The following is a 25890-nucleotide window of genomic DNA, read 5'->3' as shown; positions in this document are numbered from 1 at the left end:
GTTGGCGCAAAAAAAGCCCGCCTGCCTGATGGCGGACGGGCTTTTAAAGGGAACCGGGGCAGAATTAATCTTCGCGGTCGTTTTCCTGGCGCTGCTCGCGGTCTTCACCGGAGCCGATGGGCTTGGCACCGCTGAGCTGGAGGGCGCGGTTCATGAAGTCTTTGCCGCCCAGTTCCTGCACGGCGCGGCGGGCTTCATCCACACTGCCCATGGTGACAAAGGCGAAACCTTTGGAACGCTGGGTGCGGTTGTTGACGACTACTTCGCAATTGCGGACGCTGCCGAGGCCGCTGAACAGTTCGAAGAGGTCGCTCTCGGTGGCATCGTAGGAGAGATTGCCCACATAGAGGCGCTCGGTGGTGATGTCGGCCGGATTGACGGAGACCGGCTCGCGGCGGGGTTTTGGCTCGCGTGGCGGACGGCTTTCGCGGTCACGGTCACGACCGCCGGATTCGGGACGGGAGGTGGTGCTGCGTGGCTGGGGTGTGGCGGCGCGGGGAAGGGTCTTTTGTTTTCCAAGCAGGCCAAAGGAGATGACGCTGAGGAATTTCTGCAGGCCGCTGGGTTCCTGATGGCCGGCACGCGGGGTGCTGCCTTGGCGGGAGGGGCTATGCTGTCCGCCGGAGGAGCCCGGACGGTTGCGGCCGCCACGGCTGCGGCGGCGGCGGTTGTTTCCTTGGGTAGTACTGTCTGACATGGGTCGTTCGTTCTGGGGTGGGTTGGGTTGGGAGCACCGCGCCATGAGGCGTGCTAGGGGTCGGCAGTGGGGATGGACGTCGGGTCACATCCACGAGGCCGGGCCGGATGACGGACCGCCATTGCGGGTCGTCGCAGCCCCATCGGGTGCCGCAGTTCAGTGAGCCGGACCACACGGGGTCCCGGTGCGTGTGACCACAAGTCACAAAGAAGCCGCCCCGCGATAAAATCGCTGGTCCATTCATAGCTTTAGGCACGATCAGAGGTCTGGCGTGGCACATTCCGCAAATTTGGGTGGGGGGAGGTGGCCTCAGAGCACCGATGCTCTGACTAACTGCAAATTGAGCCTAACTGTCAGGATGAAGGCGGTCAACTGCGGATTCAGGCCCGGATGGGAAAGTCTTCATGGAAAGAAAACGCTGCCCGGCTACGATACAACGGTCTGCCCATTTCCACTTTGAATTCATGAAAATCACCCTCGCCCTCACCCTGCTGCTGACCACCTATGCCTCCGCCAAGACGGATTGGAACCGGTTCCGGGGGCCGAATGGCACTGGTGTGGCGGAGACCTCCGGCCTGCCCACAGAGGTGACGGCGGACAACACCCTGTGGAGTGTTGACCTGGGCAAGGGTTGGTCATCCCCGGTGCTCTGGGAGGACAAAGTCATCCTGACGGCCGAAACGGGAGAAGGAAAGCGTGGCGTCATCATGCTGGATGCCAGGGACGGAAAAGAGGTCTGGCGTCATGAGGAAAACTTCACCGAGCACAAGAAACACAATTTCAACAGCTTCGCCAGCAGCTCCCCCTTTGTGGATGCGGAGCGCATTTACATCAACTGGAGCACCGGTACCACCATCCAGGCCCTGGCGCTGGACCATGCGGGCAAGGTGGTGTGGAAAAATGAGCATGTGGCCGATTACATCCACGAGCATGGCACCGGCGTGTCTCCTATCATTGTGGATGGCATCATGATTGTCCGCAGCGAGTTCGACTGGCAAAAGGGCGGCAAGGTTTATACTGAAGACCCGGTGGAGCAGACCTGGAAAAGCTGCATCGTCGGCCTGGATGCCAAGACCGGCAAGCAGGTCTGGAAGCTGGAGATCCCCAACTGCCTGAACACCTTTTCCACCCCCGTAGTGAATGTGCGCGGTGGCAAAAAGGAGATCATCTGCACGAACAACGCCAGCGGCGTCATGGGCATTGACCCGGCCACGGGCAAGATCAACTGGCAGCATAAGGGTGACTTTTCCCAGCGCAGCCTGGGGTCAGGCGTTCTTTCTGAAGGAGTCTATTTTTGCACCTTCGGCACGGGTGGCGGGGTGAAGGAATTCGCCGCGCTTGACGTCAGCGGTGCCAAACCGAAACCGGTGGACTTTACCTTTAGCAAAGGCCTGCCCTATGTGCCCTCCCCCCTTGTGATGGATGGCCGCATGTACCTGCTGGGGGATGGAGGCATCCTGAAGACAGTGGACTTCAAGTCTGGCGAACTCCTGTATGAAGAGCGCGTCAATGGCAGCACCGGCAGCAGCAAGTTCTTCAGCAGCCCCGTCGCAGGCGATGGGAAAATCTATTGCGGCAGCCAACAGGGTGACCTGATTGTGCTCAAAGCCGGTGGCAAATTTGAGCAACTTTCCGCTAACAAGCTGGACAGCACCATCAACGCCACCCCCGCCATTGGCGACGGGCGCATCTACGTGCGCACGGAGAAGAAACTCTGGTGCATCGGCAGCAAAAATGCACCGCTGCCATAAGCAGGCGGTGCCTTCAGGACGAATTACACGGACGAATCTTCAGTGAGCACATCCTCTTCGTGCCGGATGCCGGCATTCCAGGATGGAGGGTCGCTGGCGGGGAAGGATTCGGCCATGGCTTCGTCAATCCGGTCCTGAGAGCTCAGGTCTGACTTGGTCTCTTCAAGAACTGGATCGGTGGGTTCTTGCTCAAGTGGCGGTACTTCGGACGGGATGGGTGTCATAAGAGGGATGGGGATGTCGAATTCAGTGGTGCTCAGTGGTGAGCCTCCGCTTGTATTCGTCTTCCGGTGTTCTTTTGCGCTTCTTCCCGGGCTTAGCTTACATTCATCGGGTCCACATCCCAGCTCACATAAATGTCTGCGGGGAGCGTCAGTCCGTCCACCACGCGCTTGATGTGGGCGCAGAGGATGCGAATTTTTTCACTGCGCAGCAGGAGCTGGAAGCGGTGCTGGCCATGCGCCTTGGCCAGGGCGGCGGGTGTGGGTTCGCCCATGATGGTGCCGACAGGCAGGCCCTGCTCCAGCCGCTTGTGCAGGGTCTGCAGGGTGAACTCCGCCTGGGTTTCATGTTTGCCCCGCGCACTGATGAGCACCATGTGGGTGTAGGGCGGGTATTTGAAAGCCAGCCGCTGCTCCAGCTCCTGCTGCGCATACCCATCGTAATCTGTATGCCGGCTGAACTGAATGGCCGGGCTGTGCGGCGCATGGGTCTGAACAAAGACCTCGCCCTTCACCTCGCCACGACCTGAGCGCCCGGCTACCTGGACGAGAAGCTGGAAGGTGCGCTCAGCCGCGCGGAAGTCCGGGATGTTAAGAGCGGTGTCCGCATTCAACACACCCACCAGGGTGACGTTGGGAAAGTCCAGCCCTTTGGCGATCATCTGCGTGCCGATGAGGATGTCCAGCTTCTGCGCGCGGAAGTCCTTCAGGGTATCGCGAAGCTGGTTTTTCCGCTGCATGGTGTCCGTATCCACCCGTGCCATGCGGGCCTGCGGAAAGACTTCCCGCACTGCCTGCTCCACCCGCTCCGTGCCGAAGCCTGCATACTTCAAGCCGGGTTCCTTGCAGCTCGGGCATTTGGTGGGTGGCACGCGCCGCGCTCCGCAGATGTGGCAGACGAGGCGGTTGTCCTTTTTATGCAGCGTCATCGGGATGGCGCATTCCTGGCACTGGACGGTCTCACCGCAGGCCACGCAGGACAGGCTGGTATTAAAACCGCGCCGGTTGAGGAACAGGATCGTCTGCTCCTTTTTCTCCAGCCGCGCGGTGATGGCGATGCGCAGCTTTTGGGAAAGGATGCCTGTATTGATAAAGGACACCTCGGTGCCCTTGCGGCGCTCCAGCCGCATGTCCACGATGCGGATCAAAGGCATGGATTTGCCATCCGTGCGTTTGGTCATGTTCAGCAGTTCGTACTTGCCCTGGGTGGCGTTTTGAAAGGATTCCAGGCTCGGCGTGGCGGAGCCCAACAGGACTGCGCAGCGCTCAATGCGACCCCGCACCACGGCCACATCCCGCGCATGATATCGGGGCGCGTCCTCCTGTTTATAAGAGGGTTCGTGCTCCTCATCCACAATGATAATGCCCAGGTTTTCCAATGGCGCAAAAATGGCGCTGCGGGCACCGATGACGATCTGCGCACGGCCTTCATGTACCTTAAACCATTCGTCATGCCGCTCGCCATCGCTGAGGTGGCTGTGCAGCACGGCGATGGCATCCGTTTTCTCAGAAAAGCGTGCCTTGAAACGCTCGATGGTCTGCGGCGTCAGACTGATCTCCGGCACCAGAACGAGCGCCGTTTTGCCCATCTCCAAAACTTGCGCGATGGCCTGCAAATACACTTCCGTTTTGCCGCTGCCCGTAACGCCATGCAGCAGCAGCGTGGACGGCGGACGAGGTTCGGTTGTTGTAGAACTATTGGTTAGGTAAGCCTCGCGCTGGATGGCCTTCAGCACCGCCTCATAAACCACCTGCTGTTCATCCGTCAGCGTCAGCGGCTGGCTGGGTAAAAACTCCTCTGTCTGAAACGGATCCCGCTCCACACGGATCTCACTGCGGGTGATCCAGCCCGCCTTCAGCAGCGGCTTGATGATCGCCGTCGCGCGTGGCAGTTCGCGACGGAGCTCGCTCAGCGTCGCCTCGCCACCGTTGCTGCGCAGCTTCTCCAGGATGCGGGCCTGCATGGGCGCATTGGCATGCATTTTTTCAAAGACCTCCGGCGGCGGCTCCTTGGCCAGTTTGAGATGGCTGTCCGTGAGAAAAGTCTCCGGCTTTTCCCTCACCGCCTGCGGCAGCATGGTGCGCAACACCCGGTTCACCGGCACCACATAATAATCGGAGATCCAGTGCGCCAGCTTCAGCAGGCCGGTGGTAAACATGGGCCGTGTGCCCACCAGTGAAGCGATCTCTTTCAGCCGGGCATTAAATGAGGACGATTCCAGCAGCTCAATCACCACCGCCGCCACGCGCTGGTTTTGCAGCGGTACCATCACCCTCGTGCCGATGCCGATGGTGCGCAGCAGCTTCTCCGGGATGGCATAGTCCAGTTCCAGCGCCGCCGCTGTTTCGATCTGCACCCGGGCGATGAGCTGCCCCGCATCCATCGTCAGACCGGCCTCTCCCGCCACGTCCGCACCCGCCAGCCCCAGGTCAAAAAGTGACTGGGCAGCAGGCTTCGAAGAACTGGGTGGAGGGATGGACATTCAGCAGGCCATCTGAACCACGGATCACAGCGGAATGCACGGAGGATGTTGATTTACCTCAGCACTGCTGGGGAGCTGGTTGTTCAGCGGACATCAATGTCCAGAATCTTCAGCTCAGGCAGTGGGTTTTTGCCTTTGGGGGCGAGGATGGACGGTGGTAAATGGAGCTGGTTTTCTTTTTCGATAAGCTTCGTAATTAGGACAGAGGCATCGTTAAAACCGATAATAATGCGGCTGCCTAGCCAGACTCTGCCGCGCACGGACGCCCCCTGATTATCCCTGAGCCAGGAAGGGGGCCAGGAGGCATCGGCCGCATTCTCCCAGACCAGAGGGAAAAAAGGTGGAGACTTTGCGTTTATGCCCGCAGTCATCATCCAATGGTTCTCGCCGGGCTCAAGAAACTGGGCGTATTCAGTATCTCTGCCGATGTTTTTATCAGGAATGAAGGGGGAGCGGGCGGTGCCAAAAGGGAGCTCTTCGTGGACTAGTCCCTCCTGCGCCAGCCGCCGGAATGCTTCGTTGGAGGTCGGACGTGCTGCCGTCAGATCGTGGTCAGGATATTGCCCGTTATGCTCAGCCGCATAAACCATTAGCAGGCCCAAGACATGCCGAGCCTTGGCGGCGGCATGCATTTCTTGAACGTAATATGTCATGAGCCTGTAGGTGGAGAACGCCGCTGCAAATAACAGGCTGAAGACAATTAGAGCTACTGTTAAGCTCAACTTGCTGCACCCTTGCTTCTTCTGTGGTAGGGCTTCGTCCATGGAGCATTTCATCAGGCACAGAGACGGTGGGCAAGACGAAAGTGGTTCCTGACTTATCGCCGGGGAACCGCCCGTCGAACCCGTGGCAGGTGCTTCCGTGAGGAAGGAATTTGAGAGATGCGTCTGGGAGGTTTGGACTGGCTTGAAACATGTTCGCGGCCCCGACGTTCACCTTCACCTATGAAGAGGTTTGTTCTGACTCTGGTGTGTGGGCTCGCGATGCAGGTGGTGCAGGCGGCGGGACCGAATTTTGTCTGGATTGTGGCGGATGACATGTCTCCGGACATCACGGCCTATGGGGCTGAGGGGGTGAAGACGCCGAACCTGGACCGGCTGGCCCAGGAGGGGCGCAAATACACGCGTGCTTATGCCTCCGCGCCCGTATGCAGTTCCTCGCGTTCCGCCTTCATTCTCGGCTGTTATCAGACCACCACCGGGCTGCATGCGCATGATGTGGAAAACCCGCAGCCGCTGGCCGCTCCGTATAAGCACCTCCCCGGTTTGATGCGTGAAGCCGGTTATTTTGTCACTAATTCTGTGGCCCCTGGCAGCACGAAAAAGAACGCCAAGACGCACTATAATTTTGCCCATGACCCGAAGGTGATGTTTGACGGGAATGACTGGACCCAGCGCAAGCCTGGGCAGCCCTTCTTTGCGCAATTTCAGATCTCTGAGCCGCACCGCCCTTTCCCCATCCCTGAGAGCTACGATGAGCAGGCGCTGCGTGAGCTGGACCTGCCACCGAACTACCCTGACCATCCGCTGACCCGGCGTGACTGGTATGCCTACCTGCGCAGTGTGGAGGTGGTGGACCAGCGGGTTGGCGCCATCCTGGACCAGCTTGAAAAAGAGGGGGAGCTTGAAAACACGGTGGTCATGTTCTTTGCCGATCATGGACGGCCCATGCCCTGGGGAAAACAATGGCTCAGTGTGGAAGGCCTGCAGGTGCCTCTGCTGGTCCGCGGTCCGAAGGTGGGAAAAGGCGAGGTGGAAGAACGTCTCGTCAGCCTCATTGATCTGGCACCTTCCATGCTGGACCGTGCCGGACTGCCAGTACCGGAGTGGATGCAAGGGCGGCCCCTTTTGAACGGCAGTTTTCCTGACCGTTCGCTCATCTTTGCAGCCCGCGACCGCTGTGGCGATGCGCCGGACCGCATTCGTGCCGTCATCACCCCTGGCCAGCTTTTGGTGAAAAACTTCCATCCCGAGCTCCCTTATCTGAACTGGTCGGGCTACAAAGAGGCCAGTTATCCCGGCATGCCGCTGCTGCGTGAGCTGGGCAAGATCGGCGCCCTGTCCCCCATGCAGATCCGCTACACCCGTGACCAGCGTGAGCCCCTGGAGCTTTACGATCTGGAATCTGACCCTACCGGCCTGGTGAACCTGGCCAAAGACCCGCAACAGGAGGACCGCCTGACGGGCCTGATGGCAGACATGGATGCCTGGCTGGAAACCAGCGAGGACAAAGGCGCCCTGCCCGACCCGCCGACAGAGCCCAGCATGGATGAGATCCGCCACTCGAAAAAACAGGACTACCTCCGCACCTGGAGCCGCCGCGGTTTCAAACAGGAGCCGACCGATGCCCAGCGCCTGACGTGGTGGATGCAGCAGTATGGCCTGCCTGAGACGGAGACGATCAACTGAGCCTCTCACTGGGGTGGGTGGGGCAAAGACTGCCCCGCCGCCCTTAAGCCAGCGCCGCCCGAATCAGCAACGCCATCGGATCCGGGTCGCGGCCCATGAAGTCGCGGAAGAGCTTTGCGGGGTCTTCGGAGTTGCCTTTGCTGAGGATCTTGTCGCGGAAGTCGCGGCCCACTTTTGGATTCAGTACGCCTTCATGCTGGAAGCGGGTGAAGGCGTCGGCATCCAGCACTTCGGCCCACTTGTAACTGTAGTAGCCGGCGGCATAGCCGACGGGGCTGCTGAACAGGTGGCCAAACCGGCGGGCCATGGACGGGGGTTCCGTCTTCAGCGGCATCAGGTAGGGTTTCAAAAGCTGGCGGGAGAGCTGGTCCAGGTCCGCGCCTTCATCGGTGGCGTGGTGCATGTGCAGTTCCAGGTCCAGCTTGCCAAAGGAAAGCTGGCGCACGATGTCGCTGGCGCTGCGGTAGTTTTTCGCGGCGAGCACCTTTTTCAACAGGCGCGCCGGGAGTGTGTCGCCAGTTTCATGATGCCGGGCAAAGAGGTCCAGGCTCTCACGCTCCCAGCAAAAGTTTTCCATGATCTGGGAAGGCAGCTCCACGAAATCCCAATAGACATTCACGCCATTGAGCGAGGGGATCTCCACATTGCCTAACAGCTGATGCAACAAGTGGCCGAACTCGTGGAAGACGGTGCACACCTCGTCATGGGTCAGCAGCGCGGGCTTGCCGTCCACAGGCGGGGTCATGTTGCCGCAGATGAGGCCCAGGTGCAGACGGCGGTCGCGCTCACCATCCGGGCTGGGCGGCAGGCCGCCTTTGAGATAGTTCATCCACGCACCGCCGCGCTTGGAATCCCGCGGATGCCAGTCCGCATAGAATGAGCCGATGTGCACGCCCTTCTCATTGCGCACCTCATAAAATTTCACATCCGGATGCCAGACTTCCACCGGGCCAAGCTCGCCCGGCTGGGTGCTGGCGGGGCCGGTTTCACCCGCAGGGTAATGCACCACATCCCGGCCCACGATGCGCAGGTCAAAGACCATCTCCGCCAGCCGGAACATGCCGCCCAGCACCTTGTCCAGCGGGAAGTAAGGGCGCAGCTCCTCCTCATCAAAATCGTATTCGGCCTTCCGTTGCTTCTCGGCCCAGAAGCCCACCTCCCAGGGCTGCAGCAGGTCCGCGCTCTGGCCGACCACATCGGCGCGGTACTCCTGGAGCTGGATGGTTTCACGGTCAAAGGCGCTCTTGACCTTGGCGTGCAGGTTCTCGATAAAATTCAGCGCGTTCTGCCCCGTCTTGGCCATGCGCTGCTGCAGGACATGGTCGGCGAAGTTGCCCTTGCCCATGATCTGGGCCTTTTCATGGCGCAGACGCAGGATCTTCCAGATGAGCTCCGTGTTGTCATGCTCACCGCCGCGGCCGATGCTGGTGGAGCCTTCCCACACGGCTTTGCGCAGGCTTTCATCCTCCGCGTATTCCATGACCGGGATCATGGACGGAGCCTTCAGGGTCAGGCGGTATTGCGGATCCTCCGGCGTGCCCAGTCCTTTGGCGATGGCATCCGCACGGGCGGCCTCGATGGCGGAGGCCGGCATGCCTTTCAGCCGTTCCACGTCGGTGATCACCAGCTCCCACTTGTTGGTGGAATCCAGCACGTTTTCTGAATATTTCTGCGTGGCCTGGGACAGCTCGGACTCCAGCTCTTCCAGCCGCTTTTTCTTCTCTGGCGGCAGGTCCGCACCGGCCTGGATAAAGCTTTCCATGGTCTCCTTCAGCGCGCGTTTGCGCACGGGAGGGAGGTCGCGGGCGTCTTCGGTTTTGCTGTAAGTCTCGATGAGATCCCATAAGTGCTCATTGAGGGGGATTTTGGCAAAGAAGGAGCTCACCTCAGGCAGCATGGCGTTGTGTGCCTCGCGCAGGGCAGGGGAGTTGCACAGCGCATCCAGATGCTGGACCAGGCCCCAGGCCTCATTGAGCGGGCGGGTGGATTCATCCAGTGCCAGCACCACGGTATCAAAGTTCATTTTGCCCCGGTCCTGCTCGATCAGGCGGTTGATGTTCGCATCCGCCAGCTCCAGCGCCGTTTTGATGTCCGCCTGAATGGCGGATGTTTCGAGGGTGGACCAGCGGATTTGAAAATCCTGGGTGAGGAACGGTTGAGCCATAGAGGGGATGGTTTGGCGAAAGAGGACGATTATCGGCAGTGCGGCGGGGTGAGGCAAGGAAAGGAAGGCAAAAAGATGATTTTTGTTAAGCTCCGGTAAAGCCCCAAGTCAGGCGGCCGCCTATGGAGTTCAATGGAGCCTTATGAAACGAATCCTGATCCTGTTCTGGCTGTCGGTGGCTGTGGTTTCTGCTCTCACGACTCCACCTGTGGCGGCCCTGCGTGAAGAAGGCGGCTGGCGCATCCTGACTTCCAATGGCATCGCCAATCATCCCACGGGGGCCTTTCCAAATGCCAATAACCCGAATACGGTCTCCCCGCAGGCTTACGAATTCCGCATGACGCTGAAACCGAAGGCTGCGCCCAAGCCCACGCCATCGGAACGCGCGTTCTTCGGCGTGGCGGTGAACGGAGTGCCTTTTGAACCCGGCACAGCAGAGTTTTGGAAACGTGACCCCCGCTCCGGCTGGGTGGCGGAGGCCAAAAGCGGACAGGTAAATCTGGGGCTGGACGAGCATGACGCGCATGTGCAGCCCAATGGGGCCTACCATTATCATGGGCTTCCCACTGGCCTGATCCAGTCGCTCAACGGAGCCAAGCCGGACCAGATGCTGCTGCTGGGCTGGGCGGCGGATGGCTTCCCTATTTACGCGGCCAGGGGCCATCAGGCCCCGATGGATGCCACCAGCCCCCTGGTGCCTATGCGCAGCAGCTACCGCCTGAAAAAAGGCACACGGCCTGCGGGTGACGAAGGCCCTGGCGGCAAATACGATGGCTACTACACGCAGGACTATGAATACGCCGCAGGGCAGGGGGACCTGGACGAATGCCATGGCCGCTTCGGCGTCACGCCGGAGCATCCTGAGGGCATCTACCATTATTACATCACCGACGAGTTTCCCTACATGAGCCGGATGTGGAAGGGGGAGGCCGATGCGAGTTTTCAAAAACAGGGTGGCGGCCCTCCCGGTGGCGGACGCGGCAGGCGCGGTGGACCTGGAGGCCCTGGCGGACCAGGGTTCGGCCCGCCAGCTCCCGGCATGGGCCCCCGTGGCGGTCCCCCGGTGGCAGACCGCCAGGAGGCTGATCTGTGCTGAGGTTTTACGTTCCGCAATACGTCAGATACGGCTGCCCGCCTGGAGGTGGCGGCGTGCTGTATTCTGAATGTGCCGCCGCGTCATCATACGGCCTGGCCAGTGCCTCCAGCAGCCGTTTCACCGGCGCATAGTCCTGCTGCTCAACCGCCGCTTGCAGTGCCTCTTCCACCTTGTGATTGCGCGGGATCACGGCAGGATTGTGCGCCTGCATCCGTGCCCGCACCGCCTCTTCAGACTGCGGCTGGCGCGACAGCCTTGCGGTCCATTGCTCATGCCATTGCCGGAAAGAAGCATCCTTTGTTAGGCCGTGAGCAGCCGCTCCGTCGCCGGCCAGTGTGCGAAAGGTGAGCGTAAAGTCCGCCCGCGTTTTCCGCATCCATTCGATAAAGTCATCCACCAGGGCGGCATCGTCCGCCTCATCTGTAAACATCCCCAGCTTGCCCCTCATGCCAGTCAGCCAGTGTCGCTGGAAAGCGGGGATAAAGGCCTCCAGTGCCAAGTTCGCCAGCTCGATGGATTTGGCTTCATCCTCATGCAGCAGTGGCAGCAGAGCCTCCGCCAGCCGTGCCAGGTTCCATTGGGCGATGGGCGGCTGGTTCGCATACGCATAGCGGCCGCGCTGGTCAATGGAGCTGAAGACCGTGGCCGGATCATACGCATCCATGAAAGCACAGGGGCCATAGTCAATCGTCTCGCCGGACAGCGCCATGTTGTCCGTATTCATCACCCCATGGATGAAGCCCACCTGCTGCCACCGGGCAATGAGCGCCGCCTGGCGGTCAATGGCCGCCTGGAGAAAGGCCAGATACGGACTCTCCGCCTCGGCCGTCTCCGGGTAGTGCCGTGCCCTTGTATAATCCGCCAGCGCCCGCAGCGCCTCTTTGTCTCCATGTCCCGCCGCCCATTCAAACGTGCCCACACGGATATGGCTGGCGGCTACCCGGGTCAGCACCGCCCCTGGCAGCGGCTTTGGCCGGTAAACCGCCTCTCCGGTTGTGGCGACCGCCAGGCTGCGCGTCGTAGGGATGCCCAGAGCGTGCATCGCCTCGCTGATGATGTATTCGCGCAGCATCGGCCCCAATGCTGCCCGTCCGTCACCCCGCCGCGAGAACGGTGTCTGCCCGGACCCTTTGAGCTGGATGTCAAAACGGCCGCCAGTTAGCGTCACCTGCTCGCCCAGCAGAATCGCCCGTCCATCTCCCAGTGTGGTGAAGTGCCCATATTGATGTCCTGCATACGCCTGGGCCAGCGGCTCCGCCCCGGCAGGCAGCAGGTTGCCAGTCAAGAGAGGGGCCGCGTCCGGATGATCCAGCGCATCGGCCTTCAAACCCAGTTCTTCTGCCAGCGCCCGGTTAAAAAGCACCGTCTGTGGCGCAGTAACAGAAACCGGTCTGGCCCTCACATAAAAGAGCTTTGGCAGCGCGGCATAGGTGGATTCCAGACGCCAGCCAGCGTCGGCAGAAGAAGGTGGCGTAACGGACATGCAAACACCGACCTTCGAGTGCCTGGAAAGCTTCGCAAGCCCTCGATTTGAAGATGAATTGCCTGGGCCGATTAATTTTTAACCCTGGTCTCGGCCATCGCCAAAAAGCCTCCTGTGAGGTTCCCTGGCAGTGACCACCCTCTGGCGGGCGCGGCTAGGCGCCCACTTTTTCACGGATGAAGGCTTTGAGGGCTTCGGCGTTGGAGGGAAGGGGATGCGTCTCCAACGGGAGGGCTTTGAGCAGTTCCAGGCTGGGGTGCAGGGGCTCGCTGCCGGTGGCTTCCTGGACGACTTCGGGGAACTTGGCCGGGCTGGCGGTGCTGAGCACCACGCTGACGCGGTCAGCTGCCATGTCGGTGAAGGCGCAGGCCGTGTGAGGGTCGGCGACGTACTGGTAGTCCTGCCAGACCTGGGCGATGGTCTGGGCGATGGTGGCATCGTCCATGCGGCTGGCGCGGAAGGTGGAGGCGACTTTCGGCAGGGTGACGCGGTCGCCCTTTTTCAGGCGGAGCATGAGCTCACGGACGCGGTTCTGGTCCTTGCCGAGCATGAAATAAAGGTAACGCTCAAAGTTAGACGCGGCCTGGATGTCCATGCTGGGGGCGAAGCTGGGGGCGACCTCGCCCTGCTTGTAGTCGCCCGTTTCAAAGAAGCGGTAAAGGATGTCGTTCTGGTTGGTGGCCACGCGGAAGCCGCTGCAGGGCAGGCCCATCTGCTGCGCCATCCAGCCGGCCATGACATTGCCAAAATTCCCCGTGGGCACGACAAATTCGACGGTGGCGCGGGCTTCTTCCGGCAGCTTCAACCAGGCCCAGATGTAATACACGCACTGGGCCAGCACGCGGGCGATGTTGATGCTGTTAACCGCAGAAAGATTGACGGCGGAGACAAAAGCGGGATCGCCAAAGCACTCCTTCACCAGGCCCTGGGCATCGTCAAAGGTGCCGGGCATAGGGATGGCATGTACATTGGCGGCACCGGTGCAGGCCATCTGGCGCTCCTGCAGCGGAGCCACGCGTCCATTGGGATAAAGGATGAAAATTTCAATGCCGTCCTGGCCCATGCAGCCGTGGATGGCGGCGCTGCCCGTATCCCCGGAGGTGGCACCCAGCACGGCGAGCTTCTTGCCTTTGAGCTTCACCTGGCGTTTATACAGGAGGCCGAGGAGCTGCAAGGCGAAGTCTTTGAAAGCCAGCGTGGGGCCATGCCAGAGCTCCAGCACGTAAAGCTTGTCCGACAGCTTCCGCAGCGGAGCGACATCGGGGGAATCAAAGCGGGAGTAGGCCTCGGTGGTCATCGTCTGCCACTCCTCCGCCGGGATCTCCGGGGCGAAGATCTGGAAGAATTCAGCCGCGAGCTCAGGGTAGGAAAGAGAGGCCCAGGCAGCCAGTTTGCCGGAGAGGTCAGGCAGCTTTTCAGGCAGGAACAGTCCGCCATCCGTGGCCAGGCCGGCTTCGACGGCTTCAGTGAAGGTGTGCGGGCGTGTCTGGCCGCGGGTGGAGATGTAAAACATGGTTGGCCCGTAAAAATGCAAAGCATCGCGGGCAACTCAAGTGCGGAGGCTGATAAAGCCATAGACTATGTCAATTCTTCACGGTCAAAGTCCGGGCCAGCTCATCCAGTTTTTTCAGCGCCTTCGTGGAGTGCAGAGGATGAAAGTGCGGGTTCAGACTCAGGGCCCGGGAGAGTAGTTTTTGGGCACCGGGCCTGTCATTTAACGCCGCTGCAATGAGTCCCGCATGGTAAAAGATCTCCGCATCAGGGGTGCCTGCACGAAGGGCGGTCTCGATGGCTTTGCGTGCCAGTTTCAGATCACCCTTTTGATAACAGACCCAGGCCAGAGTATCGGCTTCATAGACATTTTGAGTCTGAGCGTGTTCCTGGGCGAACTGGAGGGCGCGGTCCAGTTCCCGGTCATGGTCGGCGTAAAAGCGTGCCATCTGGGTATGGTCATGAATGCCCTGGGCGGCATTGAGCCTGTGCTGCTTCTCCAGGCGTGTGAAGAAGCTTTCTGCCAGGTCCGTGCGGCCATGGATCAGGTGAAGATCTCCCAATCCCACCAGAGCATCGTGGTTTTCTCCGCTTTTCAGCACGGATTCAAAGGCGGCTGTGGCGGCCTTCTCATCCCGCTGGGCCAGTTTGATTTTTCCCAGCAGCAGGAGCAGAGGCACGTGGTCTGGGGTCTGTTTCAAACCTTCGGCGACGACCTGGCCGGCCGGCAGCAAGGCCCCTTCATTAAAAAGCATCATGGCCAGGCGTGTCCGGCACCAAGCAACATTCTCCGGGTGCGGAGATCCGGCATCAATGGCTTTCTGCATCAGCCAGCGTCCTTTCTTCACATCACCCTTCATCCAGACCAGGTAGGCCGCACGGCTGTAGGATGACATGTCAGGCCGGGCATCCAGCATGGCTTGGTAACTTTCAGCTGCCCGCTCCAGGTCGCCCAGTTCCAGCGCTGCATCACCCATGATGCCGTGCGAGATGGGATTTGCAGGGTCCAAATCGAGCGCCAGCTTGGCCCAGCGGACACTTTCCTGGAAATCATGGCGGCTGCCATAGACCCAGGCCAGGCCATTGAGCGCAGCCACGGTCGCCGGTTCGATTTGTTGTGCTTTTTGGTAGGCGGCTTCCGCACGGTCATGCCAGACCGGTAGTTGGGTTTCCCGCTGCTTCTGGGCCAGGGCATCGCCCAGTTGTACCCATAGTTCCGCCCTTGTGGGATGCCGTGCGGTGAGGATCTGTCTTTCTTGGAGCAGCAGGTCCGTCTTCGAATCAGGACTGGAGGGCGGGATTATTTCCAGGAGTGCCATGGCATCCGGGAGCGCGGTGCGGGGTGTGACCGCAGGTGGGAGTGATATTTCATCGGGGGGAGCAGGCGCCCTGGTGGCGGGGGCAGCGGGAAAGTAGGCTGACCAGGCGGTCAGGCCGGCAATGGCCGCCGCAGCCAGGATGAGCAGAGAAAGAGGGGAGGCGGACATTTTTATTTCAAGGCGGGTTGAGGGTTGGAAAAACAAAGGCGCGGCAGTATGCCTCCAGGCACACCGCCGCGCTGTCAGGGTGGGTTATTCGATCACGATGGGAGCATTGACGCCGGAGTCTTTCTGGTGGCGCGTGCCTGCGTGAGGTGTGGCCGCATAGGGGAAGGTGCGGTTATAGACCTGGTCATTGGCGGGTACGTTGTCCCCCACCACGGTGATGGTCTCAAAGGTAGGTCCGCTGGCGACGGCGGTCAGTGCGATGTCCACCACATCATCGCCAAAACGGCGTCCGTTTGGCCAGCCGGAAGGCACCATGTTGCCATTGCCATCTTCCACCACGTCCCCGCCGATGAAGCTCAGGCGGCTAAATCCTTCCTCTCCCTGCACTGGCACGGGTCCGGTGGTGGTATTCACACGGATGACATCCGGGATGTAAACGGCCTTCAGGTCTCCGCGCCCGGTCGTGGGAAAAGTGGTGCTGAAAACGGTGTTGATGAGCGTGGCCACCTCAGGATTTTCTGCAAAGCGGGCGAAGGTGCTGGCATCCGTCGTTGGCAGAGTGCGGTTGTAGAGATCTTTGGATCCCAGCGCCACCAGCACCTCATTGAAAAGCGGATTCCCCAGGCGGTTCACCTGAACGAATGAACTGGCGGACATCCTGGAAGGAAAGAGCACCACCCGCGGGCGGCCCACTGTTGCAAAGACGCCCACTCCCGTCGCTGCGGGCTGGAGGGCGCCGGTATAGGCGATGCTGGGGAGCTGGGAAAGCGGAATCACAATGCCGTAATGCAGCACATTGAAACCTTTGAACCCGTCCACACCGGCACCATCCTGGCCCAGTCCGTCCGCCAGACTGCCATTGTTGTCCAAAATGCGGCTGTCGAGCAGGTCAAAGATTCCAGGTGTGTCTGCAAAGAAACCGTCTTCGCGCGGTCCTGCAAAGACGGTAACTCCGCCCGGCAGGTCATAAGTGGTCTCGCGGGTGTAAGTATCCAGCGTTTCACGAGAGGTGGCACCGGAGACGGCGCGGCCTGTTTCAGGGTCATTGTAGGGCGGTGTGGTGCGCATGCCGACATTGGGAGGCGGCACCAGGAGGTTCTTTCCCAGAGATGTTATATCGCCGGGCCGGTTGCCAGGATGGCGACGTCCAGGGCGGGTACGGTCAGGCATGATGCGGGAGACGGAATAAGTCTGGGTGTAGTTCTGCCGCGCATCACCCACGGTCAATATCGGTCCGAGTTCCGTCCCAAGTCCATAGGACAGGATTGTGTTTGGGTTTTTCAGTCCCGGTGCTTTGACGGCATCATGATCTGAAAAGCGGAAAGTGTACTGCTGTAAAGTGGCACCAGTGACAGGATTGGCGATGTGGATGTTATACTCGGCATCGTCAGCAAAGCGGTCATAAATCACGCCGTCGCCCGGTTCAGAAAAGGGCCGCACGCTCACCTCCACCACCAATACCCGTTCTCCTGAAGGACGCTGGCGCACGAAGGTGTAAACATCCGTCAGGTTCACCTGCGGATCCTGTTTGATCAGCGGGGCATCACTGTGGCTGGAGGCCCAGGTTTGCGGGGTGGCCAGGGTCAGCAGGGCAGATCCGATGGCGAGCATTCGTCCGGGGGCGGTTCCGGCCCAGCGGCGCAGGCCGGCTATGCCGGTGGTGGTGTTTGGTTTCATCCTTTTGAGTATGTTGAGTTGACTGCGCAGCTTCTGCGCAGTCATTGCTGCGCAGTCTGGTCAGACCTTTTGCGCCAGCCCCCGGCTGCTGGATTCACATTATTTTGTTTCGGCCAAAGCTCTGGCTGCTGCTCATTCTTTGGCTGTCAGGTTGACATTCGTGGCCACATCGCCACAATCCCTCCACGCAAAGACATGCGGGTGTAGTTCAATGGTAGAACACGAGCTTCCCAAGCTTGATACGTCAGTTCGATTCTGATCACCCGCTCCCCCTTCCTTCTGGGAACGAGGAGGCGGCCTGGCCCATTCAAATTACTTGGGCAGATTGGTGGCGGGCAGGGCAGCTTTGGGATCTGGCGGCAAATGGGGATCGGCTTTTTTGACCTCGTCCACTGCGGGCTTGGGTGGCGGATTGAGCTGGATCCGATAGAGCGTGTAAGGGCCCTTCTGCTGGCTTTGACCCTTGTTGAAACGGGGCATGCGATGGATCTGCGATGCGGTGACATAAAGATTACCGTCGGGTGCTTTGCTGAGGCTGTCGGGCCACTGCAAGCGCGGGTCTTCAATGAGGGTGGCGGTCTCTTTGGAGCGCGGATCAAAATGCAGGATGGCACCGGCTTCCAGGGCGGTGAGGTAGAGGGAGCCGTTGCCGGCCTCCAGCATGCCGTCCGGTGCGGGAGTGGTGGCCACGTTCACGACTTCTTTTTCCAACTGGGCTGGAGTCAGTGTTGCGTCGGTGAGAGCGGTGGTCTTGATGCGGTAGAGCGTGCGCCCTGTGAGAGCATGGTAGTAGAGCCAGCCGCCTTCCTGATCCAGGGCAATGCCGTCCGCGTGGATCTCGGGTGTCTGACCTGTTTTGGGGTCCACCACCTGGATTCCATCCACCAGCAGAGCGATGCCTTTTTCCGCTTTGGTGGAGGGGTGGTTGTCCAGCACGCGGCGGGTCTTGCCGGATTGGGTATCGAGCACCAGGATGGAGCCTGTGCCGCTTTCGGTGATGAAGGCGTGGCCGCTGACGGTGTCCACGCGGACGTCGTTGAGGTAGGCTTTGGAAGGGACAACGGTGTCATCAAAACGGTAGGTCTTGACGACCTTGTTGGTGCTGAGGTCCACTTTGACAAGCTTGGCCTGGCCTGGGATGACGGTCTCCATTTTGGGTGCGGCCGGATCCAGGATCCAGAGCATGTCCTGGTCATCCACATACACGCTCTGGACGCAAATGAAGCGATGTTTGACGGAGGCGTCTTTGCTGTTCCATTTCGGGCCGGGATATGGCTTGGACGAACCGTCTGGCATGACCTCCACCACGGATACGGTGTGGTCATCGGACCAGAAAGGGAAGTTCACAAACACGCGGCCTGTTTTGGATACGGCGACGCCCGTGAGCTGCTGGGTGGGGAAGCTGGCATACTCCTCCACCTGCAGTGACAGGGTGGGCGAAGGCGTGGGCGGTGCGGCGGTGAGCGGCAGCGGGGCCAGGGCGATGAAAAGGGGCCAGAAAAGTGTCGATTTCATGCTTCTGGTTCGTCAGGCGATGCCTCTTTGCGTGCCGGAAATTACCTCGCTTGTGGGCGAAAAAGGTACATTCCGTCAAATAATTTCAAGCTCACCGGAATCACGGGCCGCGATGGAAGAGTGAAGAGATTTAGAACTCTCTAACCAAAAACACTCCAAAAATGAAAACCATCTCAAGTCATTCCCTCAAGGCCGCCCTGTTCTCCGGAGCATTGCTCATCACCACCGCCAGCCTCGCTCAGGCGCAACGTGTGGAAACGACCACCACCACGACGACGGCTGAAGGAACCATCACTGAATTCGGACCCCAGGAGATCCTGATCAATGCCAGCGGTAGCGCGCAGCCCGTGCGCTATACTTTCAGCGAAAGAACTACCTATGTGGATGAAACCGGAGCTCCAGTTTCGGCCTCGGTCATCCGCTCAGGTGCGCCAGCCACGGTGTATTACACCCGGGTTGGAGATGCGCTGATCGCTGACAAGGTGATGGTTAGGACACGGGTGGAGCCTGCCGCCGTGCAGACCACGCAGACGGATGTGGTGACCTCCACCGGTGTGATCAGCGACTTCGGTCCTGAAAGGCTGGTCATTCGGTCCCAGACTTCGCCTGAACCGCTGAACTATACCTTTAGCAAAACGACCACCTATGTGGATGATCTGGGCAACCCGGTGGAGGTCAGCACGGTGCGGTCCGGCCAGCCGGTGACAGTCCAGTATGTGCGCCAGGGCAACCAGCTGGTGGCCTCCAAAGTCATCATCAAACGGGCGGCCGCTCCGGCGGTTCCAGTGGTTGAAGAAAAAACTACGACCACCCGCACCACCGTGACCGAATAAGTCGTGCAACCTGACAACTTCCTATGAAATCCATACTTATCCTTTCGTTAGCCACGCTCAGCCTGGCGCTCATCCCCAGTTGCGAAACTGATGTGGAAGTGGTGCCTGTGCCAGTGTCCGCTCCTCGCACCACGGTGACCACTGAGGAGACGGTGACGACCCGTTCCACCCCTTATGGAACGGTGCAGACTCAGACGGTGCAGACCTACTGATCCGGACTGTGGCGGGAACCCTCCGGATGCGGCCTGGCGAAAGCCAGGCCGCTTTTTTATGTCTTCACATGGCTGCCGGGAGAGCGTCCTCATCATGCGGCTCGGCCTTGTGGTTGCCGCTGCCGACGAAGTATTCAAAGATGGGCGAGGCCATGAGAGTGGTGATGACGGCCATGATGACCAGGGTGGCGAAGAGACCTTCAGAGATGATGCCGCGCTGCAGGCCGATGTTGATGATGATGAGCTCCATGAGGCCGCGAGCATTCATGAGGATGCCGATGCCCATGGCATCTTTTTTGGCGATGCCGGTGGCACGGGCGGCGAGGGTGCAGGCGGCCCATTTTCCAATCACGGCGGCGGCCAGGACGGCGGCGCACATGCCCCAGAGGAACCAGGTGTTGATGAGACCAATCTTGGTGTTCAGCCCGGAATAGGTAAAGAACAGCGGCAGCAGCAGGGCCACGGCCAGGGGCTGGATTTTGGCCATGAGGTCCCGTACCATGATGCCGCGCGGCATGGCGGCCCCCATGATGAAAGCACCAAACACGGCATGCAGGCCGATCTTGTCCGTGAACCAGGCACCCAGCGACATCATGGCGATGCCGATGACGAGGCCGGCATCGGTGAGCTTGCCGTCCTTGATCATGAGACCGGCCGCCCAGGCGAGGACGGGGCGGATCAAGACGAAAGTGACCGTGACGTAACCCACCGCGCCGCCAATGTTATAAAGGGAGCTGGCGGCATTGCCGTCAAAGCTGGCCAGCACGACAGCCAGGAGGATCCAGGCCATGGCGTCATCAATGGCTCCGGCCCCGATGGCAACGGTGCCCATGGTGGTGCCGGCCAGGCCTTTGAAATGAATGATGCGCGCCAGCATGGGAAAGGCGGTGATGCACATGGAGGCTCCCAGGAAGAGCATGGCCTCCGTGATGGAGGTCTTTTCAGGAAACAGGTCTGTGTAATGGAAAAACACCCAGGCCAGGCCAGCGCCTAACAAAAAAGGTGTAATCATTCCGGCCAGTGAAACGGCGACGGAGCTTTTGAGCCGCTTCCGTACAATGTCCACACGGAACTCCATGCCGACGATGAACATGTACAGCGCCAGGCCGAGCTGTGAGGCCGGAAAGAGGTAACAGGAAGTGTCGCGGGTCATCTGGGTGGAATCCCATGGGAAAAGCCACTGCTGCATTTGCGGGGCCAGCTCTCCGAACAGGGAGGGCCCGAGCATGACGCCGGTGATCATCTCCGCCACGACCTGCGGCTGGCCAAAACGCGCGGCGATGGCACCAACGATGCGGCAGGCCAGCAGGATGACGGCGATTTGTAGGAAGAATTGGACGGCGAGGTGGACGTTGTTCATGGGAAAGGTTGGTGTGAAGGGGCAGCGAGGATCAGTAGCTGAGCGTCAGCATCAGGTAGCCGAAGTGGGCGTCATCTCCGGCCCCGGTGTCATCCAGGTATTGGCCGGCGAAGAAGCGGCTGTAGCCGATGAGCATGTCCAGGTGCGCGGTGAGTTTGGTGTTGACGGTGAGGTCCAGCTCCGCACCCGCCTGGTTGCTGGCGCTGCCGTTGATGGGGCGCACCTGGGTGCTGCCATTGGCCCGGTACCAGGCGTCTCCGGTATCGGCCAGCCAGAAGCCATGAAGGTCCACCGTGGTTTTGATTTTCGGATGCGGCTGGGCGGCCAGGCGCAGCACCAGGTTGTGCATGTTCTGCCAGGACATGGTGTCCATGAAGCCATAGGGCGGATGGTTCGTGGGGAAGAGGTTTTGAAAGGTGCCGGTCTTCTGGTCAGCGGCATCGCCATCTCCGCTGCCGTAGCTGTATTCCAGGGCCAGACGCGGTTTCCATGGCATCTGCAGCCAGTTGTATCCGGCCTCCAGATGCGCGGCAAAGGCGCGCAGATCCTGGCCGCGCACCTGGCCTGCCTGACCGGCCAGCTCGAAGGTGTAATCCCAGCCTGCCAGCTTCAGCGGATCTCCTTTGAACCGGGTGCCGAGCGTGACGAAGTCGGTCCCTCCAGCGAGACCTTCCTCATGCAAATGAAAGGCATAGAAATCCGTGGTCTGCACAGGTATGGCGGTGGTGCTGAAGTAAAGGCCGCTGAAGATCTGGTCGCGGGTGTTTTCCCCATCCAGCCAGTCGGAGGTGTTAAAATGGGATTCATGGATGCGCACGACGCTGGAGGTGAAGGCATCCAGCCACCACGACTCCTGCTGGTAGTGCAGCTTCACCGCATCGAAGGTGCGGCTGAAGTTCAGCCACTCCAGGGGACCGACAAGGCGCTCATCGCCGTAGGCGAGGATCTGCCTGCCTGCCTTCAGCGAGAGGGCCTGCGGATCTCCAAACTCCAGGGAGGCTAGGCGCAGGTCAAAGGCGTCATCGCCCTCTGCACCCATTTGGTTAGGCAGATCCGCGCGGTCGGAAAAGGACTCGCGCACATCCTGGCCCTGGAGGGTGAGTTTCAGCCAGGGCATAGCCTGCCACTCCAGACCAATGCGCAGGCGGTGCAGCAGCCAGGTGTCATCGGTGGGAGCCTCCACATGGTTGTTGAAGTCGAAGACATTCTCCCGCCACTCGCCACGCACGCGGGCATGGAAGTTGATTTTGAGAGGATCCTCCTTTGCCAGCTCGATCACTGACGCAGTTGCACCCGCATTCCCAGCGGCAATGGGGGAAAGACCGCTGCCGAGTAGCAGGAGCAATGCGCAGACGGATGGGGAGAAGGAGGTCATGGAGCAGGCGGGCTAGCCATGCTCCTGGACGAAAGGTAACGGAAATAGACTTTTGTGATGGTTGTAATGCCGTTTCGGCATCATAACCTCAGCATTGTGCACCGGAGCCGGGACTGAGATCCGGGCGGATGTCGGGCTCGCATTCACCGGGTATGACGGCCTCCGCGCATTCCTCCGCCGGGTAGGTCCAGATTTCGCTGAGGGTGGGGTGGTAATGGGGAATCATCATGAATTCCTGGACCTTGGCCCGGTAATGCATGGCAATGACGACCTCGTGAATAAGCTCCGTGGCGTGAGGGCCCACGCAGGTGGCGCCGAGGATCTCGCCGGTTTGACGGTGGGCCAGCATTTTGACAAAGCCTTCCGTCTCCCCCATGCACATGGATTTGCCGTGGTCATCAAAAGGATAGCTGGCGGAGACATAGGGCGTGCCGGCTTCTTTTAAATCGGTCTCGCTGGCGCCGACGGCGGCGACTTGCGGATGGGAAAAGACGCCGAAGAGCAGCAGGCGGTAGTCCATCTCCTCCTCCACCGGCTGGCCCTGGATGAGGCGATGAGCATTGCGCGCGGCGATCTCTCCCTGCTGGATGGCGATGTGGACGACATCCAGCGGGCTGCAGACATCCCCGGCGGCGAAGATGTGCGGCTGGCTGCTCTGCATGGTCGGCCGGATGGTGATCTTTTTTTTGGTTAGGCCGACCTGGGCGGCTTCCAAATTCAGCCCGTCAGTCGCCGCACTGCGCCCTAGGGCCACGAGGATCTGGTCCACGCTGAGGGTCCGCTCCGTATCACCATGGCGGTAGGAGATGTGTTTTTTTCCGTCGCCTTCACCGGCGGTGACCTTGTGGATGCTGGTGCCCAGGTGGCAGGTGATGCCACGGTGTGTGTAAGCCTTTTCGATGACGGCGCTGCACTCCGGATCCAGCCCGCTGAAAAACTGATCACTGCGCTGGATGACGGTGACCTTGCGGCCCACGCCCTCCAGGTAATGCGCCATCTCCAGGGCGATGGCGCCGCCACCGAGGACGGCGAAGCTTTCCGGCAGGGTGTCCGTATCCAGCACATCATCACTGGTCCAGAAGCCGGTCTCGGCCAGGCCTGGGATGGGCGGCACGCTGGGCACGGAGCCGGTGGCGATGCAGAAGGTCTTGCCGGTGACCTGGAAGGTGGCGGAGTCATCTCGCGGCTGCACTTCCACGGTGTGCGGATCGATGAAAGAAGCAAAACCGCGATACAGGGCGAAGCGGCCGTCTTCGAGCTGCTTCTGGCGGTAGCTGGCGAAGTCGGCAATGAGCGTGCGTTTGCGGTCGCGGATGGCCCGGATGTCAGCGCCCTGGGCCTGTGCCTGAAGGCCAAATTCAGCCGCACGGCGGATGGAGAGGTTGCGGTCGGCGGATTCGATGAGCGTCTTGCTGGGCATGCACCCGCGCAGGATGCAGAGGCCGGCCAGCTCCTCTGCGCCGTCTATGACGGCCACGCTCAATCCCAAAGCATGGGCGGTGCGGGCCGCCGCATAACCGCCGCTGCCACCGCCGATGACAATGAAATCAAAATGCGCGGGGGAGGGGGGATGGGTGCTCATGCACCTAAGCTGCTACGGAGGCCCGGCGGATGCATGTGAAATCTGGTGCAAGGCGGCGATTCATGGACCTTCGCAGGACAGGAATGCCGGGGCCAATGCGGCGCTGTTTACCGGTCAAAGAAGCTCTGCTCTTCGCGGTCGGCGACTTTCAGGTAACGGTAATAGACTTCAAGCTGGAGGGTGCACAGGACCTGCCGGTAGAGGGGATCTGCGGCATCGCCGGCGGGCCAGTTGGGGCGGCCTTTTTTGAAGCTGCCATCCGGCTGTTGGGCGGCGAGGATCTGGGGGAGAAACTGCTCGTTGTAGAACTTCCAGTCGTCTCCGCCGGCCTGGAAGAAGGTCTGGGTGTAGTAATACCAGCAGTAGAGGTTGCAGTTTTTGTTCCAGTCCAGCGGCTCGGCTTCCAGGAAGGAGCGGAGGAACTTGAGGGATTTTTTCAGGGCGGCAGTATTGCCTTTGCCCATGGTCTGAAGGGCCAGCGAGCCTGCGCCAGTGAGGCTCCACTGGTTGTAGTGCTTGTCGCGGTTGGGATTGCCGAAGCCGCCGTCCTGGGTCTGTTTGCTGAGGACATAATCCACGCATTTTTTGATGGCTCCATCCAGGCCGGGGATCTTGAGGCCGGTGTTTTTGGCGGCTTTCAGAGCCTGGAACTGCCAGCCGGCGACGGAGAGGTCCTCGCCTTTGCTGTCCTTGGTGTAGGCGGTGGCCATGCCGGCATCCTTGCCGCCATAGGTCCAGGAGCCCCGGGTGTTCTGGTTATCAATGATGAGCTTGACGCCCTTTTCAAACGCCGCACGCATGCCGGGCAGCTCCTTGCTGCCGAGGCGGGCCAGGGTGTACATCTCCCCCAGGGCATAGGTGGCGATGCCGTGCTCATAGGTGCCGCCGTTGTTATAGATGTCCTCGGCGATCATGCCGTGAGGGTTCTTTTTGCTGAGCTCGATGAGGTAGAGGATGCCCCTCATGACGTTGTCGCCGTAGAAGGGAGAATCGGGTGTCTCACATCGGCCCAGGTAGCACAGGAGGGCGAGGCCGGTCATGGCGGCCTTGTTGCGCTTGCCACCGCCCTGGCCCCAGGAGCCATCTTCATTCTGCTGGCCTTTCAGCCATTCCAGAGAGGCGGAGACGGCGCGTTCGCATTCGGCACTGCCGCCGGTTTCAGCCAGCTTTTTCAACCGTTCCTGCGGGGAGCAACGGCTGCGCATGGAGGGGGGGAGGCTGACGAAGCCGGCCATGCCGCCCATGCCCATGCCGGTGCCAAAGCCGCCTCCGGCACCCGCTTTGCCGAAGCCGCCGCTGCCCAGGCTGCCACCGCCGAGCATGGAGCTGACATCCGGCACATCCAGCAGATCCGGTGGCGCATCCGGCAGGGTGATGGCGGAGTTTTGGCTCGTGCTGACGATCTTCTTCATCGGCATGGACTTGTTCAGCGAGGTGCGTTTTTTCTGCTGAACTTTGTGCTGCATTTCCGCCGAGGCCTGCGCGCCCTGCTGGGTGCCGCCACCGGGCAGGAAGTCCACCTGCTTCTGGATCATCTGTGAGCTGACGACGATGGCACCGCCAACGACGAGGATGCCGACGTGGATGGCGATACTCAGGGCGAGCGATCCGCCACCGACCTTGCGCCAGGCCTCAATGATGGCATTGGGGCGTTTTGGAGGCTCGAAATAATTGAGGGCAGGCGGATGGAAAACCTCACCGCCGACAGTTTCCGCCGCCAGTACCGCATCCTCCTCATCCTCCTGAACAGCCAGGACCGGTACGGGGCCGGAAGCGGAGGATGGAGACGGAAAAGGCGCGCCGCCTGGAAATGGGGGCATCATGCCTGGCTGGACTGGGTAACCAAGATTCGGCTGCACCGGATAGCCCAGGTTTCCCTGCCCAGGATAGCCCAAATTGGCCCCTGGTTTATAACCGGGCGGAGGACCAAGAGGCTGGGTCGCACCAGGGTCGGGGACCGGGGGCGAACCCTCTGGGGTGGATGAACCAGAATGGGGCGGTTGGGGATCCATGATGGATAAATTACGTTCAGGATGAACATAATGGAAAAAAGAG

19 protein-coding genes and 1 tRNA gene are annotated in these 25890 nt (G+C 60.5%); 6 read left to right on the top strand and 14 right to left on the bottom strand.

Features of this window, described 5'->3' with window-relative positions; all coding sequences use genetic code 11:
* Positions 1-64: 64 nt before the first annotated feature.
* Entirely contained in the window at positions 65-697 is a 633-nt protein-coding gene (locus WJU23_RS00555) for an RNA-binding protein (protein WP_346330570.1), read from the bottom strand.
* Positions 698-1161: 464 nt separating this feature from the next.
* On the opposite strand from WJU23_RS00555, the gene WJU23_RS00550 reads away from it, so the two are divergent.
* Positions 1162-2448, top strand: a complete 1287-nt coding sequence (locus tag WJU23_RS00550) for a PQQ-binding-like beta-propeller repeat protein (RefSeq protein ID WP_346330569.1) — start codon at positions 1162-1164, stop codon at positions 2446-2448.
* A gap of 23 nt (positions 2449-2471) precedes the next feature.
* Here the strand turns inward: WJU23_RS00550 and WJU23_RS00545 are convergent, their stop codons facing one another.
* The 3 genes from WJU23_RS00545 to WJU23_RS00535 all read right to left on the bottom strand — a co-directional run bounded on the left by WJU23_RS00545 (position 2472) and on the right by WJU23_RS00535 (position 5916).
* Positions 2472-2672, bottom strand: a complete 201-nt coding sequence (locus WJU23_RS00545) for a hypothetical protein (protein WP_346330568.1) — start codon at positions 2670-2672, stop codon at positions 2472-2474.
* 92 nt (positions 2673-2764) lie between these two features.
* Positions 2765-5152 carry a primosomal protein N' gene (gene priA, locus WJU23_RS00540; RefSeq protein WP_346330567.1) on the bottom strand — a complete coding sequence of 796 codons (2388 nt, stop codon included), beginning with the start codon at positions 5150-5152 and terminating at the stop codon, positions 2765-2767.
* Positions 5153-5235: 83 nt separating this feature from the next.
* A complete protein-coding gene (locus WJU23_RS00535) occupies positions 5236-5916 on the bottom strand; it encodes a hypothetical protein (RefSeq protein ID WP_346330566.1) in 681 nt (226 codons plus the stop codon).
* 180 nt (positions 5917-6096) lie between these two features.
* Here WJU23_RS00535 and WJU23_RS00530 point away from each other — a divergent pair, with 180 nt between their 5' ends.
* The gene (locus tag WJU23_RS00530; RefSeq protein WP_346330565.1) at positions 6097-7560 is read left to right on the top strand and encodes a sulfatase; all 1464 of its coding nucleotides are present in this window, start codon (positions 6097-6099) and stop codon (positions 7558-7560) included.
* A 43-nt stretch (positions 7561-7603) separates the two neighbouring features.
* Here the strand turns inward: WJU23_RS00530 and WJU23_RS00525 are convergent, their stop codons facing one another.
* Complete coding sequence (locus WJU23_RS00525; RefSeq protein ID WP_346330564.1) at positions 7604-9724, bottom strand: M3 family metallopeptidase; 2121 nt, start codon at positions 9722-9724, stop codon at positions 7604-7606.
* Between the two features lie 142 nt (positions 9725-9866).
* On the opposite strand from WJU23_RS00525, the gene WJU23_RS00520 reads away from it, so the two are divergent.
* Complete coding sequence (locus WJU23_RS00520; RefSeq protein WP_346330563.1) at positions 9867-10820, top strand: YHYH protein; 954 nt, start codon at positions 9867-9869, stop codon at positions 10818-10820.
* 4 nt (positions 10821-10824) lie between these two features.
* Here the strand turns inward: WJU23_RS00520 and WJU23_RS00515 are convergent, their stop codons facing one another.
* From WJU23_RS00515 to WJU23_RS00500, 4 genes are all read right to left on the bottom strand, one after another.
* Positions 10825-12303, bottom strand: coding sequence for a protein adenylyltransferase SelO (locus tag WJU23_RS00515; RefSeq protein WP_346330562.1), 1479 nt, complete (start codon positions 12301-12303; stop codon positions 10825-10827).
* A 154-nt stretch (positions 12304-12457) separates the two neighbouring features.
* Positions 12458-13816 carry a threonine synthase gene (gene thrC / locus WJU23_RS00510; protein WP_346330561.1) on the bottom strand — a complete coding sequence of 453 codons (1359 nt, stop codon included), beginning with the start codon at positions 13814-13816 and terminating at the stop codon, positions 12458-12460.
* A gap of 70 nt (positions 13817-13886) precedes the next feature.
* A complete protein-coding gene (locus tag WJU23_RS00505; RefSeq protein WP_346330560.1) occupies positions 13887-15281 on the bottom strand; it encodes a tetratricopeptide repeat protein in 1395 nt (464 codons plus the stop codon).
* An 84-nt stretch (positions 15282-15365) separates the two neighbouring features.
* Complete coding sequence (locus tag WJU23_RS00500) at positions 15366-16958, bottom strand: DUF4331 domain-containing protein (RefSeq protein WP_346330559.1); 1593 nt, start codon at positions 16956-16958, stop codon at positions 15366-15368.
* A 197-nt stretch (positions 16959-17155) separates the two neighbouring features.
* Here WJU23_RS00500 and WJU23_RS00495 point away from each other — a divergent pair.
* Positions 17156-17226: transfer RNA gene (locus WJU23_RS00495), tRNA-Gly, on the top strand.
* A 44-nt stretch (positions 17227-17270) separates the two neighbouring features.
* On the opposite strand, the gene WJU23_RS00490 is transcribed toward WJU23_RS00495, so the two are convergent.
* The gene (locus WJU23_RS00490; RefSeq protein ID WP_346330558.1) at positions 17271-18473 is read right to left on the bottom strand and encodes an L-dopachrome tautomerase-related protein; all 1203 of its coding nucleotides are present in this window, start codon (positions 18471-18473) and stop codon (positions 17271-17273) included.
* Positions 18474-18634: 161 nt separating this feature from the next.
* Between WJU23_RS00490 and WJU23_RS00485 the strand changes: the two genes are divergently transcribed.
* Both WJU23_RS00485 and WJU23_RS00480 read left to right on the top strand, forming a co-directional pair.
* Positions 18635-19306, top strand: coding sequence for a hypothetical protein (locus tag WJU23_RS00485; protein WP_346330557.1), 672 nt, complete (start codon positions 18635-18637; stop codon positions 19304-19306).
* A gap of 23 nt (positions 19307-19329) precedes the next feature.
* Entirely contained in the window at positions 19330-19518 is a 189-nt protein-coding gene (locus WJU23_RS00480) for a hypothetical protein (RefSeq protein ID WP_346330556.1), read from the top strand.
* A gap of 64 nt (positions 19519-19582) precedes the next feature.
* On the opposite strand, the gene WJU23_RS00475 is transcribed toward WJU23_RS00480, so the two are convergent.
* The 4 genes from WJU23_RS00475 to WJU23_RS00460 form a co-directional block, all read right to left on the bottom strand.
* Positions 19583-20878, bottom strand: coding sequence for a cation:proton antiporter (locus tag WJU23_RS00475; protein WP_346330555.1), 1296 nt, complete (start codon positions 20876-20878; stop codon positions 19583-19585).
* Positions 20879-20909: 31 nt separating this feature from the next.
* A complete protein-coding gene (locus WJU23_RS00470; RefSeq protein ID WP_346330554.1) occupies positions 20910-22253 on the bottom strand; it encodes an alginate export family protein in 1344 nt (447 codons plus the stop codon).
* 88 nt (positions 22254-22341) lie between these two features.
* Complete coding sequence (locus WJU23_RS00465; RefSeq protein ID WP_346330553.1) at positions 22342-23835, bottom strand: NAD(P)/FAD-dependent oxidoreductase; 1494 nt, start codon at positions 23833-23835, stop codon at positions 22342-22344.
* 107 nt (positions 23836-23942) lie between these two features.
* Positions 23943-25658: a prenyltransferase/squalene oxidase repeat-containing protein gene (locus WJU23_RS00460; RefSeq protein ID WP_346330552.1), complete on the bottom strand. Its 1716-nt coding sequence runs from the start codon at positions 25656-25658 to the stop codon at positions 23943-23945.
* Positions 25659-25890 lie beyond the last annotated feature (232 nt).

The sequence above is a fragment of the Prosthecobacter sp. SYSU 5D2 genome, assembly GCF_039655865.1.
Taxonomy (GTDB): Bacteria; Verrucomicrobiota; Verrucomicrobiia; order Verrucomicrobiales; family Verrucomicrobiaceae; genus Prosthecobacter.
Note: the sequence above shows the minus strand (reverse complement) of the source record. Positions and strands in the feature narration are given on the sequence as shown.

Coding starts and splice junctions, on each gene's coding strand:
- WJU23_RS00555 (WP_346330570.1), bottom strand. CDS start 697: ATGTCAGACAGTACTACCCAAGGAAACAACCGCCGCCGCCGCAGCCGT.
- WJU23_RS00550 (WP_346330569.1), top strand. CDS start 1,162: ATGAAAATCACCCTCGCCCTCACCCTGCTGCTGACCACCTATGCCTCC.
- WJU23_RS00545 (WP_346330568.1), bottom strand. CDS start 2,672: ATGACACCCATCCCGTCCGAAGTACCGCCACTTGAGCAAGAACCCACC.
- priA (WP_346330567.1), bottom strand. CDS start 5,152: ATGTCCATCCCTCCACCCAGTTCTTCGAAGCCTGCTGCCCAGTCACTT.
- WJU23_RS00535 (WP_346330566.1), bottom strand. CDS start 5,916: ATGGACGAAGCCCTACCACAGAAGAAGCAAGGGTGCAGCAAGTTGAGC.
- WJU23_RS00530 (WP_346330565.1), top strand. CDS start 6,097: ATGAAGAGGTTTGTTCTGACTCTGGTGTGTGGGCTCGCGATGCAGGTG.
- WJU23_RS00525 (WP_346330564.1), bottom strand. CDS start 9,724: ATGGCTCAACCGTTCCTCACCCAGGATTTTCAAATCCGCTGGTCCACC.
- WJU23_RS00520 (WP_346330563.1), top strand. CDS start 9,867: ATGAAACGAATCCTGATCCTGTTCTGGCTGTCGGTGGCTGTGGTTTCT.
- WJU23_RS00515 (WP_346330562.1), bottom strand. CDS start 12,303: ATGTCCGTTACGCCACCTTCTTCTGCCGACGCTGGCTGGCGTCTGGAA.
- thrC (WP_346330561.1), bottom strand. CDS start 13,816: ATGTTTTACATCTCCACCCGCGGCCAGACACGCCCGCACACCTTCACT.
- WJU23_RS00505 (WP_346330560.1), bottom strand. CDS start 15,281: ATGTCCGCCTCCCCTCTTTCTCTGCTCATCCTGGCTGCGGCGGCCATT.
- WJU23_RS00500 (WP_346330559.1), bottom strand. CDS start 16,958: ATGAAACCAAACACCACCACCGGCATAGCCGGCCTGCGCCGCTGGGCC.
- WJU23_RS00490 (WP_346330558.1), bottom strand. CDS start 18,473: ATGAAATCGACACTTTTCTGGCCCCTTTTCATCGCCCTGGCCCCGCTG.
- WJU23_RS00485 (WP_346330557.1), top strand. CDS start 18,635: ATGAAAACCATCTCAAGTCATTCCCTCAAGGCCGCCCTGTTCTCCGGA.
- WJU23_RS00480 (WP_346330556.1), top strand. CDS start 19,330: ATGAAATCCATACTTATCCTTTCGTTAGCCACGCTCAGCCTGGCGCTC.
- WJU23_RS00475 (WP_346330555.1), bottom strand. CDS start 20,878: ATGAACAACGTCCACCTCGCCGTCCAATTCTTCCTACAAATCGCCGTC.
- WJU23_RS00470 (WP_346330554.1), bottom strand. CDS start 22,253: ATGACCTCCTTCTCCCCATCCGTCTGCGCATTGCTCCTGCTACTCGGC.
- WJU23_RS00465 (WP_346330553.1), bottom strand. CDS start 23,835: ATGAGCACCCATCCCCCCTCCCCCGCGCATTTTGATTTCATTGTCATC.
- WJU23_RS00460 (WP_346330552.1), bottom strand. CDS start 25,658: ATGATGCCCCCATTTCCAGGCGGCGCGCCTTTTCCGTCTCCATCCTCC.